General features: G+C 39.9%; 12 protein-coding genes. All 12 read left to right on the top strand.

Going from position 1 to position 15,473, the window contains the following annotated elements; all coding sequences use genetic code 11:
• The first annotated feature begins 218 nt into the window (after nucleotides 1–218).
• Nucleotides 219–533, top strand: coding sequence for a hypothetical protein (locus tag BGO84_RS02875; protein WP_291027485.1), 315 nt, complete (start codon nucleotides 219–221; stop codon nucleotides 531–533).
• Entirely contained in the window at nucleotides 530–2,005 is a 1,476-nt protein-coding gene (locus BGO84_RS02880; RefSeq protein WP_291027487.1) for a hypothetical protein, read from the top strand. Before BGO84_RS02875 ends, BGO84_RS02880 begins: the two co-directional genes overlap by 4 nt.
• A gap of 230 nt (nucleotides 2,006–2,235) precedes the next feature.
• Complete coding sequence (locus tag BGO84_RS02885; protein ID WP_291027489.1) at nucleotides 2,236–3,096, top strand: hypothetical protein; 861 nt, start codon at nucleotides 2,236–2,238, stop codon at nucleotides 3,094–3,096.
• Nucleotides 3,062–4,081, top strand: coding sequence for a hypothetical protein (locus tag BGO84_RS02890; RefSeq protein WP_291027491.1), 1,020 nt, complete (start codon nucleotides 3,062–3,064; stop codon nucleotides 4,079–4,081). The genes BGO84_RS02885 and BGO84_RS02890 overlap by 35 nt, the downstream gene beginning before the upstream one ends.
• Before the next feature lie 14 nt (nucleotides 4,082–4,095).
• Entirely contained in the window at nucleotides 4,096–4,650 is a 555-nt protein-coding gene (locus tag BGO84_RS02895; RefSeq protein ID WP_291027493.1) for a hypothetical protein, read from the top strand.
• Between the two features lie 165 nt (nucleotides 4,651–4,815).
• Nucleotides 4,816–5,181, top strand: a complete 366-nt coding sequence (locus BGO84_RS02900; RefSeq protein WP_291027495.1) for a hypothetical protein — start codon at nucleotides 4,816–4,818, stop codon at nucleotides 5,179–5,181.
• 93 nt (nucleotides 5,182–5,274) lie between these two features.
• Nucleotides 5,275–5,658 (top strand): hypothetical protein, encoded by a 384-nt coding sequence (locus BGO84_RS02905; protein WP_291027497.1) that lies wholly within the window; start codon nucleotides 5,275–5,277, stop codon nucleotides 5,656–5,658.
• 5 nt (nucleotides 5,659–5,663) lie between these two features.
• Complete coding sequence (locus BGO84_RS02910; RefSeq protein WP_291027499.1) at nucleotides 5,664–9,653, top strand: hypothetical protein; 3,990 nt, start codon at nucleotides 5,664–5,666, stop codon at nucleotides 9,651–9,653.
• A gap of 2 nt (nucleotides 9,654–9,655) precedes the next feature.
• Entirely contained in the window at nucleotides 9,656–11,848 is a 2,193-nt protein-coding gene (locus BGO84_RS02915) for a hypothetical protein (RefSeq protein WP_291027501.1), read from the top strand.
• 59 nt (nucleotides 11,849–11,907) lie between these two features.
• Nucleotides 11,908–13,050 (top strand): hypothetical protein, encoded by a 1,143-nt coding sequence (locus BGO84_RS02920; protein ID WP_291027503.1) that lies wholly within the window; start codon nucleotides 11,908–11,910, stop codon nucleotides 13,048–13,050.
• 2 nt (nucleotides 13,051–13,052) lie between these two features.
• Nucleotides 13,053–13,457, top strand: coding sequence for a hypothetical protein (locus BGO84_RS02925; protein WP_291027505.1), 405 nt, complete (start codon nucleotides 13,053–13,055; stop codon nucleotides 13,455–13,457).
• A gap of 12 nt (nucleotides 13,458–13,469) precedes the next feature.
• Nucleotides 13,470–15,473, top strand: a 2,004-nt coding sequence (locus BGO84_RS02930) for a hypothetical protein (protein WP_291027507.1), incomplete at its 3' end; no start/stop codon positions are given.

The following is a 15,473-nucleotide window of genomic DNA, read 5'->3' on the forward strand; positions in this document are numbered from 1 at the left end:
GCATTTTTATTCTGAATCGGCTCTCTTGTTGGCGTGTTGGTATGTTGGTCGTAAAAAACACCTTTTTATAAAACGAAAAAATTTTTTTTCGACGTACGTAAACTTTCGCGCACGTATATACATATATGGCGATCATTCGCATTTTTATTCTAAATCGGTATATTCTAAACTGATTTTTTGTCCTTTCGCTCCGCATACAGAACTTCTATTTTCGCTGTATGGAAACAATCAGCATATCCGAAGCCGTACGCCTGGCACGTGAAGTATCGCAGCTTCCCGAGCCTCAAAACAGGTTTACGATTGCTTTCTTCCCTTATTCACGGTCGAAGGGCGAAGCATCGGCAAAGCTTGTGACAAAAGAAAATTGTACGTTTCGTTCGCAACTGCCTAAAGATAAGTTTGCGATAGACAGCGATAATTTCTTTCTGTATGCCGACGAAAAGGGAGATCCGAAGGCCTGTTACAGGATGCTTGTACGCTATATCGGGTTTGCTGTAGACAACTTTAAACTAAGAAAAGTAAAATCTGTATGAGCGAAATATCTTACCTTGGCAATTACGGACTTTCGGTAGCCGAAGATACCGTCCTATCGTTTCAGTTGGGCGATCGCCCGATGGGCAGCTCGGTGTTGAACGATCCGGGTTTCGAACGTGCGGTAATGCAACCCGTAATACCACGATGGCTCAATATTCAGGGATATAACGTATATGCCCGTGGCGATCATAACTTGCAGTGTGAAGAGCAGGAGTATACCATCAAGCGCAACCGCTTGCACCCGAGATTGATAGACAAGCAAGTAAAGTTTCTCTATGGTCTTGGACCACATGGTTACTTTATCACCACCGATACCGAAGGTAAGCTTCAGCGCAAATGGTTTCGTGATCCCGAAGTATTCAGTTGGCTCGAATCGTGGCAAAAGAACGGTATAGAGTCTTCGTATACAGATTTTGGGCGCAATGTTATACGCCATTTCTACACCTTTTACGATTACTTTACAAAACATCGTTTCTCTATAGGCTCTCAGTTCGGGTTCGGTCTGCCGATCACAGGCCTCGAACTTGTAGAAAACAAACATTGTCGCCTGGCCACTTCCAAATCGTTCGACGCTGCCCAGGATATACCTACCTACAAAGATTTCCGTTATATCGCTTTCGGTAACTGGGGATTGGCTACAACCAAGTTTAAGGTGTATCCGCGTTTCGACATTGCTGAAGTAAAAAACTATCAGTATGCAGCTATTTCGCATCACCGGCAAACGTCGGTAGGCGATTTCTACGGATGCAATGAGACCTACGAAGGTACGAAACCCTGGATACGCGGAGCCAATGATAGCCCCGAGTATATCAACTCTTTCCTCAAAAATTCGCTATCGGCAAAGATACATATCATTATTCCTGATGCCTGGATTGCATCGAAGCGTAACCAGATTAAAGCTATATGTGAAGAGAATAAGCAGCGTAAAGCCAATAGCAAGGCGTTACTCACCTATAACGGTATCGATGTAGGTACGAATTATAGTGAAGCATTCCTTATAAACTATATGAACGCTGAAATAAAGAAAGCCACAGAGTTTCTTTCTGGAAAAAGCAATCAGGGCAAAAGCTTCGTTTCGTATTCGTTCCGCACATCGGCCAAGGAAGAAGAGCGTTGGCGTTTCGAGACTATCGATATGAAATATAAGGAATATATCGAGGCAATGATCGCTTACGATCAGCGTGTAGATAATGTACTCGTTTCGTCTATGGGGCTCGATCCTTCTATTACGGGTATCTCTCAGAATGGTGTTATATCCAAGTCGGGAGCCGACGTGTATTATAACTATATCGTCTACCTGTCGTCGCTTACGTCCGATGACGAAATATGTAGCGAAGCGTTTAACTACGCATTGCAAGTAAACTTCCCGCAAAAATATAACGACGGATACCGCATAGGCTTTTATCGCGATATACCGAGCCGTCAAAGTGAAGTGTCACAAAATAACCGCCTGGATGCACCGCAGGCATAAAATAATAAACCTATGGAAATACTAAAAAAAGGTAAAGACTTAAAAGAAGTATCTCGAAAAAGATGTACGTGTAGTCGCTGCTGCTGCGAGTTTATATATGATAAATCCGATATTCAATCAGATCCGCGCGACGGTGATTATATTATTTGCCCTAATAAAACCTGTGGACTTTATATCAATGTAGACTCTATATTGTATAGACAACGTATTTCTTAAAAAACAATTATCCCATGCCGAATTATATACTAAACGAATTATTCTTGAATCTCGCCGAATTTAGAGATTCTGCGCCCAATGTAGAGAGTAGTGCTACCTTTCAGGCGCTTAATGCTTCGGCCGTTTCGGTTCGAAAGATGATCCGGGGCATTATATCCGAAAATATATGGAATATGATAGTCGCCGAATCGGATACCGATGCACGTTTATATCTACGTTCGGCATGGGCTAACCGTGTTATGTACGGTGAGAGTATCTTTATCGCTGTCACTAACCGTCAAAATAAGAAAAGCGATACCTATAAGTATGAGCTCGAAGCCATCAAACGCCAGTATATAGACAACTATTACAATGCGATGGACTCTCTTCTTGCCATTATCAGCAGTACGCCATCTTATGACTGGGAAAATACATGGATAGCACAACAGATGAAAGACTTGAAGATAAAAACGGTACTCGATTTCGAGTCGTATTATCATATCGACAGCTCTTTCCTGTATTTCATCCGTACCGTGCCTATCCAAAAGAAAGAACTGCTGCTAACGTTCAACTCATACTATGAGAAAATAGCTGACCGTACCGATCTGCTTCCCAACCTGAATACGGCACTTGTGTATACCATACTGGCTCGCACACTCAAGCAATTTGATATTATAGAGCTGCCGCCAACATTGCGAAATTACTTTGACGATAATACCCTGTCTCGCAACGGGAATACCGAGCGTGAAGCCATCAGCAGCCTGGCCGCCGACTTTTTGGGCGACGCACAGTCGTTGTTAAGCAATATCGATATTGCACTCACCGATACATCTATAGATGTGAATGTGGGTACTAACCTGAATGAAGAAGAAAACAAGTACTATGGAATGCTCTAAAAAAATAGATATCGAGATTAAAGGCAAGCCTTATTCATTGCCGAATAGCTGGGATGCCCTGTCGCCTGATGAATTTGTGTATCTGTCTGGATTGTTGCAGGATTATGCTGCGGGTTTGCTTTCGGTTTCGGATGTGCGCCTGCGGTTTGTTGTCTATGTGCTCGATATCGATATGTCGTATGTCCCTGCGCGGCATAAAGATACCATTGCGCAAAACCTGTATATCCTAATGTCGAAAATCACATTTATTTTCAATATTAAATATCCTGACCAACTTTGGAATGGACTGTCTGCTGAGCTGCGTAAAGAAGCGCTGAAGACCGAACCTAAATATCTGCCCGATACACCCGAGGTACGATTGCTTCGCCGTTGCGATTACAAATACGTGATCGATGGCTGTTTTGCTGCACAGCTCTTGCCTACTATCACCATCGGCAAGGTTTCATGTGTCGGCTATACGATCAACACGCTATGCGATCAGTTGTCTACATCACTTACTGCCCGTCAGTATGTAGATGCTACCGAGTGCCTGAACGGTATAGAGAAAAACCGTAGCTTATTGCCATTGTTGGCCGCTACGCTCTATCAGCCGGCGGGCTATTCGTCGGAGTGGGCTCACGATAATGTTTCGCTGTTTGCTGAGCTCCCTGTGGCTGTGCTCGAAGCTGTGGCGCTTTGTTTTCAGGCTTTTGTGCTGTTTCTGTTTACCAAAACACATTTCAGCATTTTGTGGAAGAAAACAAATACAAAGGATCTGCAAAGAAATAAACTATCAGTCGGTCTCAAAGACGGTATATATACCCTGTCGGAAGATGGGTACGGCGATATACACACCGTAGGGGAGATGTCGCTTATCGAATATCTGGAAATATTGCGTAAGAAAAAAATTGACGCCGTGCGCACCATGCATAGCGCAGAAATGAAGATTACCGATATAGCCGAAAAAACAGGATTGGATTTCGATACTATTCAGAAAATCATATAATAACTTATCGCTTTATGGTAAACCTGGTTAAAGATATATTTATGTTTTTTGCACGCTTTCCGCAGAAAGAAGGCGTATTGCAACTATTTACAAACGGACGTAGCGATATGCCGGAGTATAACGATTGGATGCAGGAGGTAAATGCCCTTCCGAATCAATCGCTTTTTCCGGAGATCAAAAATTATGTGTTCGGTGTAGACAAGGAAGCTGTTATAACGAGTCTTAATTCATTTTCGGACTGCTTTTTGTTTGTCGATTACGGGCAGATAGAAAATGAAATGGACCATATAAACAACCGTCGCGAATCGTTCCTGATCGCTTTTACGGTAGCTTATCCGAGCAGCGACAGTAATAACGATCTTGCCGAACGAGCTATAAAAGCAAACAGGGCTTTGAGCCTCCTTTGCGATATCCGTCATTTTATGATAAATGAAGAGCGTTGCATCCCTTGGTTAAAAAACTTTCAGGCCGATCATATAATCACGCCGTGGGCGTCGGAGAATGTTCCTTCCTATGGATGGACAGCTATCATACGCCGACAAGGTTTTGATATGCTGGGAGGAAAATAAGCCCTTTACTTTTTTCATTGTTTTTGTTTTACTTTTTTTCGTTGATTTGTGTTGTTAGATGCCGCTTTGGTTGCGATAATCGGGGCGGTTTTCTTTGCTTTAAACTACACATATTTGTGTAGTTTGTTTAATGTTCGTATATTGCAACAGCTAAATTTAACCTATATGCTAAAGAAAATAAACACTGTTGTTGACGGCTACGACGTAAAGGAAGTGAACCTATGGCCTTCACCATTTGGCCGTACCAAAAGAGTTTCTTTTTGTACCTGCAACGAAGTCGTTTTTGTGCTCGATCGCAAAGGCGATTATTCCCGTGTGCGTAATGCTATGGGTAAGATAGGATGGTGTAATACCGGCTTCCTTATCGATGTGGAAGAAAATACAGGAAAAGAATATCCGATGGATAGCGATATATCGATCGATAAAGCATTTTACGCCAAAGAGCGATCGTACACCGAAGATTTTAGAAAACTACTCTGTAGAACATGGTTATTTAGACTTATTAAAAAGCTGAGAAGCTTGTTTGGTTAATTATTATTTTTTAGCAATCACTTAAAAGCCTTACAGAAATGTAAGGCTTTTTTTGTCCTTTATCACCCCCCTGCGTACGGCTAATTTAGCCGTATGGTAACTACCGATAATATATATGTAATAAACGTACCCGAGACCTTCGGTAAGGCAGCGAAAGAGCTAACTGACCGACAGAAGCGTGTCGCCAATCAGCCTTCTGTCAGAAAATCGGGACATCTGGCTGATTCTATCGGCGGAAATTACATCGTCACCTCTCAGGACAATGCAACTACCCTTACCCTTACATATCCTATATATATCCGATATCTGGACATGCAATACCGCGGCAAAGAACCTAACAGAAAGACAAAGAAGAAAGCTCCTATTTACAATCGACTTGTTTATGGATTTCTGCAAGGATACATCTACAATAGTCTTCGTGGCGGACTCGCTCGCTATCTGGTAGGTAAAATACGGGACATAAAAATTGAAATCTGAGTAATATGAAAGCAGAAGAAATAGTGACAATACTTGTCAAGAGCGAAGGTTTCGGTAATGTAACCGTCGATATAAACAAGCTGGCAAAAGGAATGAAAGAGATAGAACTTGAGTCGAAAGGTGCTAAAGCAGGAATAAAAGGCCTTAGAGAAGAAAATAAGGAACTGGAAGATCTACTCAAAAGAGACACTGAGCAGTTGAAAGCTTTGAATAAAGAGATGGATCAGTTAAGGAAAAGAGGTCTTGGTGATTCCAAAGAAATGAAAGAAAAACAAGCTGACTATGAACTTGTAACAAAAAAGGCTGCCGGGTATGAAGCGCAAATAAGAAAAAACGACAGTACTATAAAGCAACTCGGTTACGCAGAAGAATATAGTATCCGGAATATGAAAATATCGGATATGACGATGAATCAGCTTTCGCGTCGTGCCGAATATCTGAGGGGTAAGCTTAACAATATTGTAAAAGACAAAGATCTTGACAAGTGGAATAAATACAACGATCAACTTGTTGCAGTAGAGAACCGTCAAAAAGAAGTAGCTGCCGGAGGCGAGAAAGTAAAAGGACGCTTTGATGGTATAGCCAATACCATTAAGAAAGTAATTCCCCTAATGGTAGCGTATTCTGCGTTACGTATTTTTCAGAATCTTATATCCGGAGCTGTAGATTGGCTGAAAAAAGCCCCCGAAGTAGCCGCAAAGGCCGAAGGTATAACACGTGCATTTACAAAACTAAACAATACGTCTCTTCTTACATCGCTCCGTAAAGAAACAAAGGGATTGATAAGCGATATGGTGTTGATGCAATCGACGGTAAAGGCCGATCGGTTTGGTATTCCTATCAACAATCTGGGTAAATATCTGAAGTTTGCACAACAGCGAGCGCAGGAAACAGGACAGTCGGTAGACTATCTCACCGAATCTATAATTAATGGGTTAGGTCGTAAATCACCGCTTATTCTTGATAACCTTGGTATCTCAGCCGCACGCCTGAAGGCCGAAATGAAAAAAGGTCTTGATTTTACACAAGCTACAACAAAGATTGTAGAAGAGGAACTCAAGAAGCAAGGCGACCTATCTCTTACTTCTGCCGACAAGGCTACACAAGCATCCGTAAAATGGGATAATGCGCAGCTAAAAATAGGAAATGGCTTAAAATGGTTATCAGACAAATGGAACGAGTTTTCGGGTAATGTTGCCGATGCTGTTGGCAGTATGGCGGGAGATTCTCGTACAGCAAGCCAGGTTTTTGATGATCAGAATAAACGTGTTGCTGATCTCAATGTAAATATCCTGCCTCTTATCGACAAATACGATAAGCTTAAAGACAAAGTAAAACTAACCTATGGACAATCTAAAGAGCTGGATGATGAACACAAGGAAATGCTCGACTTAGTGGGGCAGATAACCGCTGCCATGCCACATTTACGTACAGAATTTGATCAATATGGACGTGCTATCGGCTTTAGCAGCGAAGAAGCTCGAAAATTTATCGAAACACAAAAAGCTGTACTTCCTTATCTGTATGCGAAGCAATTGGCAGAAGCAAAGAAGGATGTTGATAAATATAAAAATGCTATCCGGGACTTAAACGCCGAGATAAATAATAAAGGGAAACTTAATGTAACAGTATCTACATCGGGAACTACTGCCGGAAAATCGGAGTTTGTTCCATGGACTGAAGAAGAATTGATTAATAAAAACGCACAATTAGCAGAATTTACGGCTAAGCTGGGTGCGGCAGAAAGAGCTGTAGACTATTTTACAGGAAATACATCCGAAACATTGCAGAAAGGTGAGCAAAAAATCATAGAAAAGCGCAATGAGTTCAATGCCATGACTGATACGCAATTGAAGTCTTGGCTTAATATGCATAAGAATGCAAAAGATAAGGTAAAGGTTAATAACGAAGGCCTTATCGAAAATATGAAAGATACAGGAATAAAAATTGATGCTATCTTCAATAAAACTATTACATCGGCAGATAAGTTTAGTCAAATTTTATTTTCTCGAAACGGGAAGCAATTATTGCCATTCACTAACAATGTAAAAGATACAGAAGTTGAGCTTTCAATACAGAAACAGCGAGAACTTGCCCAGCAAATATACAACCAGCGTGTAGGCTTCGAAACCCCACCTAAAGAAGAAAAAGAATCGAAAATACTTGCCCGTCAGAAGGAGGAGCTAAAGACACGTCTCGAAAATCAGGAAACGGCTCATAAGTACGAATTGATGGAAATAAAAGCTAATGCCGAGAAAAAAGGATTGGCGGAAGATGAATATCAAAAGTTGGTACTCGAAAGCGATGCGAAATATTATAATGCCCGTATTGGTATTTATGATCAGTTTGTGAAGGATTATAATATTACAAACGAGAAGTTTAAAGAAGACATCAAAGGCGGTCGTGCCGATGCCAAAGACAAGCTGGTTGATATCTCTCCACAGGTAGACAAAAATAGGCTTGATGAGATGAAGAGATATCGTGACGAATCGTTACGCTATCTTGAGGAGTGGATCAATAAAGAAAAGTTGGTGCTCGAAAAACGGAATCTAAGCGCCGATCAAAATGCTCATGAATTGGAACTTATCGAGATTTCAGCATCGGAAACAAGGTTGCTTATTAATAAAGAATATGCGCAATATATTGAGAACCTTGAAATACAAAACGGAAGAACAAAAACAGAAGCCGTACGTGAAGCGGGAGACGCTGTAATTGCTAGCGAAACGGATATAATTGCTAAACGGAAAGCTCTTGCGCAATCGATGAAGGAAACGAGCTATAATGTTCGTTCACAATTTGGCTTGACAACCCGTGAAGAAGATTTTGCACATGATAAGAAAATGTTTGATGATTTATTGGCAAATAAAGCTATCGACTACGAAACATATCTAAAATTGCTTAGTGGACTTGATCGGCAATATGAAGACAAAAACTTACAACTAAAGCAACAGTATAATATAGCGGGCATGCGTGAATTATATGATTCTGAAATGCAAGCTCTTATTTCTGCCCGTGAGCGTGAAGGTTGGACGGAAGAAGAATTCGAGAAAGCTAAATGGAATATGAAGCTGAATTATGCAATTGAATTTGCACAAAAAGTAGCTCAAGTTACAGGCGCTGCAACATCTGCCGTATCTGCCCTTATGGCCGCTGAGACAGCACAGCTCGAAGCTGAATACGATGTGCGTATTGCTGCCGCCGAAGGGAATGCAAAAGAAACGGAGCGCCTCGAAAAAGAAAAAGCACAGAAAAAACTTGATTTAGAAAAAAAATATGCCGATGTACAGTTTGCCGTAAAAGCTTCTGATATTATTGCAAATACGGCTGTATCTATAATGAGAGCTTATGCGGATTTGCCATTACCGGCAGCAATTGTAGCTTCCGCATTCCTGGGTATTACAGGTTTGGCACAACTTGCCGTAGCCAATGCCGAACGTGAGAAAGTGAAGAATATGACACTGGGCGGAGCTTCTTCTTCGAGCGGTAGTAGGGGTGTTATCGTAGCCGGTAAAGAAGAAGGCGGATATATTAATGTTACCCGTTCGCAGGATGGTAAAAAGTTTGATGCCGTATATGATCCCGAACGCAGGGGATTTGTAGACCGTCCGACGGTGATTGTCGGCGAATCGGGTAGGGAATGGGTACTTTCTAATAGCGGCATAAAGAACCCCACAATTGCACCTGTCATCGGGTTGATAGACGAAGCACAGCGCAACGGTACCGTGGAGTCGCTCGATCTGAACAGGGCACTGCGTTCTCAGCGCCTTGCCGGATATGCGTCGGGTGGTTCGCTTAACAATCGTCCGGTAAGTACACCGCCTTCGGCTTCGCCTGCTGCCGGTGCATATCGTAATACCGACCTGGATATCGAGCTTCTTCTTTTGCTGCGTAGCCTGAACGAGAACGGTGTGATAGCTAATATCGGTATTACCGAACTGGAAGCCGAAAAGAAGCGGAAACAGGATATAGACAATAAATTCACTCTTAAAGATTAGGTATGAGTATAGTAATCCGCAAAAAAGATACCGGAGAGATATTTGATATACCTTCCGATTTTTCACTCGAAATAAATATAACATCGCCTATATTCAATAACATAGGTAGCAAGTCGGTGACAACATCGATACCACGTACGCCAAACAATAGCCGTTTGCTAGGCTATGCTTCGCGCCTCGATATAGATGCAAAGCCCATATCTAAGATTCCAGTGATAGTGTACGACTCTACCTATATGCGCCGTGGCATGATGTACCTGTCGTCAGCTTACAATACAACCAAAGGCTATGGTGTAACCATTGCTTTTGCCGAAGGTGTGATGTATGAGGAGATGAAAAGCGTAAAGCTTACAGCCTTATCGGGATTACCTGTTATCGAAAAGAACTATCAGCAAATGAAAGAATACATGGATAATCTTTTTATTGATGATGACTTGGATAGCGAACTTACGTTGTTTACAATCACCTTGAAAGATGAAACGTATCCTAATCCTGAAAGTTCTTCGTCTGCCGACCTCGTAAATATTACCAGGCTGAATGATGTAGATCCTGAAACTACAAATACCTTATATTGGCCTTATACCATAAATATTGTACAAAACAATGCACTTGTTCCGGTCGATGTTCCGGGAGGATACGGTGTTACTCCTTTTGTAAGGGTATGGTATGTGATCGATCGTATTTTCAATCATTTCGGGTATAAAATAGGCACCAACCCATTCAAAGAACACTATCAGCTTCGCCGGTTATGTGTGCTTAATAATGTGGCCGATGCACTTGTGTTAAACAAAATAGATTATTCGCAATTGCTACCCGATGTAACGGTAATCGATTTTCTGACCAGTATGCAATGTCGGTTCGGAATGATTTTTCTTGTTGACGGCGATTCGGATACGGTTAATATATCCTTACTAAAGGATGTATTCGAGAATAAAACATCATCACAGATCGATGTGTCTTCGTTACCTGACATAGACTATACCGAGCCGAAGCAATTGAAACTTAGCTGTGCCCGTTCGCTCGATCGTTCGTCGACTGAGAAAGATACGTATGCCGAATTTATAAAGAAATACAGGTATCAGTTAGGGCGTTTTGTGTATGACACCGGAAGTTATCAGTTTGGTTTATGCTATTCCAAGCAGCAAGGTTTGTATGCTATTACATCCTTGGTATATGGTACGCCTAAAATTGTCTCGTCGGTTCATTTCGATTGGGATCAGAAAGCCGACATGGAATATGAGGAACTGAACAGTGTAGACGAAGGGCTCACAATGGATAAGAATTACCGTATATATTATGGTATAAGTCCGCAATTACTCAATTCTAAGTTAAAAATAGACTCAGAAGATGTAGAAGTAGAGAATAACAGCAAACTCGCTTTTGCCTGGGATATGGGCGAAGGATATAATGTAGACAGAGCTACAGGCGAACGGTTCTATTGGGGTTATAAGTGGGGTTCTGTATTGCCTTATGTTCCTTATTCTCCCGAATATAGAGATCCTGTGTATTTCGAAGATAAGGACGGAAATATATTTCAATATGCATTAACTTTTATCGGAGAAGATGGATGCTTTAATCGTTTTCATAAACAATACGATGCCTTCTTGCGTCACTCTAACAATGTCGTTAAAGTTGATATCGACAAATCGCTGTATGAGTTAGCCAATATAGACTACAAAGCCAAGTACAGTGTCGATAATCATCCGTTATTGATCGATAAGGTAAATCATATACTGGGTGCTCGCAAAACGGTATCGATGGAGCTGCGAACAACACGTCTTTATCGTCCTTACGACCTGAATAGCGATCATGCCCTGCCCGAAACGCAGCCCATAACTTCTATGTGGGAAGTGGTAACAGATCCTGCCGTAGACTTGGCTGACGCTACTCCAAAGCTTCAGGCAAAATTGATAGCAGAAGGCCAAGCGCAATATCCGGATTATATTTTTAGAGAATTGATATTATTAGAATCTACAGTAATAGATCGGAACCCGAATATAGAAGGATTGTGGTATTTGCCTCCTACCGAACAACAGGTTATTGACGGTGAAAAGTTAGGTTACGGAAAATATAGAATACGTCGAAAATTTCTTCATGTGTATTATGCTAATTCTCAAGATAGGGGTGATACAATTTATATAGAAACCTATTATTACTATTTCGTAGCAAAAGCAATTCCACCACGTCCAAGTTGATGTTTTTTTGTCCTTTTATATGCCTGCATAAAATCTGATTTTTGATAAAAATTTTGTATATGAGTGTACAGATCGTAAAACAACCTAACAATTATTGCTTCGCCGGAAATCCGGTATCATTCGTTTTCAGTTCGAGTACGAACGACGAATTCAGGGTTGTTATAAATGTTGCCGGTGAAAGTTTAGAGCTGTCGCTTTATCCTTATGGTGCTAGTGCTCCGTACCGTGCCGATTTGGAATTATCTGATCTCTTACAAAAATTCTTTGATGTGCCTACCGTATCAGACTCGGATATAATAGTGCCAATCGATAATTTCGGACTGTCTTATTCTATTTCTGTGGATAGTGCTACGTTGTTTTCGGGCGTGGCTTTTCAGGGGGGGCTAAGTAAGTCTTTCTTGAAAATGCTGTATGATTCTGAATATAAGGATATTTTTAATTATCGATTAAATAATAAAAACAATCAATTCCTTTTCACGACACGTTCGCAAAGCAAGAATATAAAAATACGCCACTCAGAAATTTCTTCTTTCATATTTATTCATCCGGGTACATATATAAATTTTATTTCAAGTAATGGGATAGTTGTTAGTACTGAACCTCTTATTAAAGGGACTTTATGTTCAATGAATTTAAAAATCATACTTGATATCTATGAATTTTCGTATGAAGATGTCAAGTATATTGATGTATTTACGGATAATGAAGAATATTCTTTCCGCATTAATATAATCCCATCCATTCTATCCGAAGAAAGATATCTGCTGAAATTCAAAAATTCACTAGGCGCTTACGAGTATATTGATATTACAGGAAAAGCTTATTGCGTTCCTGAATCTAACGAAGAATATTCGTGGAAATCACTTTCTGCTTATGGTTTTTTTGAAGATAAAAGAGATAGAGTAGAATCACGGTCTGTGTTAGAAGTTGAAACCGGTTTTAAAACAAAAGATGAGTTAGATTTTATTTTGGATATGGTGCATAGCGATGATATATATATAATCTATCCTGATGCATCTGAAGTAAAAGTGCTTGTTTCTGTAGATAATATTCGGTATAGAAATAGGCAAACGGTTACAAACTCGATTCCATTAAAGATAAAAGAAGTTGTAGAAAACAAATATTTATCGCCAAATATAAATCCTTATGAATTATCAACAGGAGGCATATTTGATGCTAGTTATGATTATACATTTGAATGATTATGGTAACAGTAGACATTTTATTAAGGGTAGCTTTTCAGATATATATAGCTTCATTGAAAGGGGAAAATACTTCTAAACGTGTCGGAGGTCTTCTTAGAGATATAATTAATTTTTTTGAACAAACAAAATTACAGTCAGGAGGATATTTAGGCACTGCTCAGGATCTATATAATATAATATCATCTGTAGAAGGTGGCTATAATGGAATCGCTTCTGTCGATATAGTGAATCCAATAGTAAGAGGTTATTATATAAGTCTGACTGGAGGTGTATTTCCTAATTTCGGAAACATTGTAGTTCCTGAAGGATATAGTATTTTATATTTTGAAGATGGTCATTGGGCATATCAAAATATAACACTTAATCCAAATGATCCAATTTTAGACACAGAATTTTTTGATTAATAAATTAAATATATGGGCACAGGTCAGGCAACAAATCCGGGGAATGGTATTTGGAGTAATATTGTTTCCTCTGAATCGGGAATAAATGTTAATTACATAGAGGTATCTAATTTTGTAGACGGTACGGTAATGACAGATGATAAATTAGATAATGTAATTTATCGAAAAAAGGGAAGTTTATACTTACGTCAAGCCTTAGATTTAACTAAAAGTCGCACATTGACAGTTAATACTGTAAATGATATCCGTTACATGTCGTTGCAGAATATAATACTTTTAAAACTAGGGTATTATGATAAGGTTACCACAAAAGGATACTACTCTGAGAGTGATGGCGGATCGGCATCTTATACTATGATGGAGAGTCTCGGTACTGATGATGGTTTCTTGACTATTAATGTTGTCAATGCAACATTGTCTATATCTCTTTCATTGATACAGGAACGTTTTGTGTCATCAAAACAAGCAGGTGTAAAAGGAGATGGTATAACTGATGACACAGTGCAAATGCAGTTATTTGCTAATTCTATTAAATACTTAACGGTACCGCCTCAAATTATTGGTAATATCTTGATAAAAGATAAAATAATATTCAATGGAGGATTGCCAAACGGAGCAGATGTAAAAATAACTGACCTCTATTTTGATTGTACATTTATTTCTGATTACACGTCGGAAGAAGAGATGGTACGATTCAACAATTATTTTGGGAAAAACCTTAATGGTAAAATAACATTCAAAGGCAAAGGAAGCATACCATACAGCACTCGCCAAAATGGTGTCGGTATGGTTTTATACCAATGCGGTAGAATGAAAGTGCAACATCTCGATTTTTCAATGTTTAAATATTGGGGATTGAAAATACTTGATGGCGGGCTAAGCTTTTTAGGTAAAATAGTCGTTACAGATTGCGGAACATATGGAGAGGATGCAGCTATTTCAGGTAATGTTGTATCAATAACCAATACAGGTGGTACAGGATCACTTGGTCAAAGAACAAATATAGAGCTTGATGTAGATTTCAATTTAGTAGAATATGAAGGATTTATAATTATAAGGGATAGACTTCATGTAATTGCTGGAAGAAATTCAGCTAATAATTTCTCTATATTTCCATGGGTTGACCCTGCTACGATTGCCGGTGATTCCGGTAAACTAATATTGGGTGGCGGTGTCTTAACGGATGGCAATAATACGAGCTGTGTTAGGATAGGGATGTTAGACGGTATGCGATGCGGAACAGCCTTACGTAACAGTGCCTTATATCCTGCATGTGTTGATACTATAGTAACGCAATGGTGTGGTATCTCTGCCGCTATGGGACGGACAATGTCTTCTGCATGCGTTGGTGGGTCTATAGGTTATGTATATACAGAAAGCGATAAATATTCCTATGTATTCGTTACATCATATGAAAAAACAGGTTTCTCTCTTTTAAACTCAGGTCTTTTAGACCCGCATAAGATATTAAGCATGTCACCTGCATTGACTGGAGGAGGGTTCTCCCCTCAATTTTCAATACTACCCGGTGCAAGTTATACGGACACAAGTTCAAGACTTATATCCCCTGCTAATACAGTATTCAATTATTCTCCTAATTCAAAAGATATAGGTTTTCAGCCTACTGGACAATCTTTTTATGGTATCCATAAAGATAGTGGAACTCTTAATTTAAAAGCTGGTTCTGGGTTAGTACCAACACTGACAGGACATGATACTATAGTAGTCTTTCTCACTGGTAATGGAACAAATAATAACCCTATATCGTCATTTACAATATCAGCAGAGACAGGATATACGATTAATAATCTTGCTGAGGGGGATACAGTAACATTATCAGGAGCAAGTTACCCTGTATTATTATACTTCAAGCTAGTTGGTACTAAATGGTATTTCACAAAGAGAGAACTTAAGGAGTATATCGCAGCAACAACTACGAATTTAGGGCTTGTTAAAAAATCGGCCTCATTGACGGCAGCACAGCCTTCAGCTACAGCCCCTGTAGCCTATGACGCT

The organism is Dysgonomonas sp. 37-18 (assembly GCF_001899125.1).
In the GTDB taxonomy this organism is placed as follows: Bacteria; Bacteroidota; Bacteroidia; order Bacteroidales; family Dysgonomonadaceae; genus Dysgonomonas.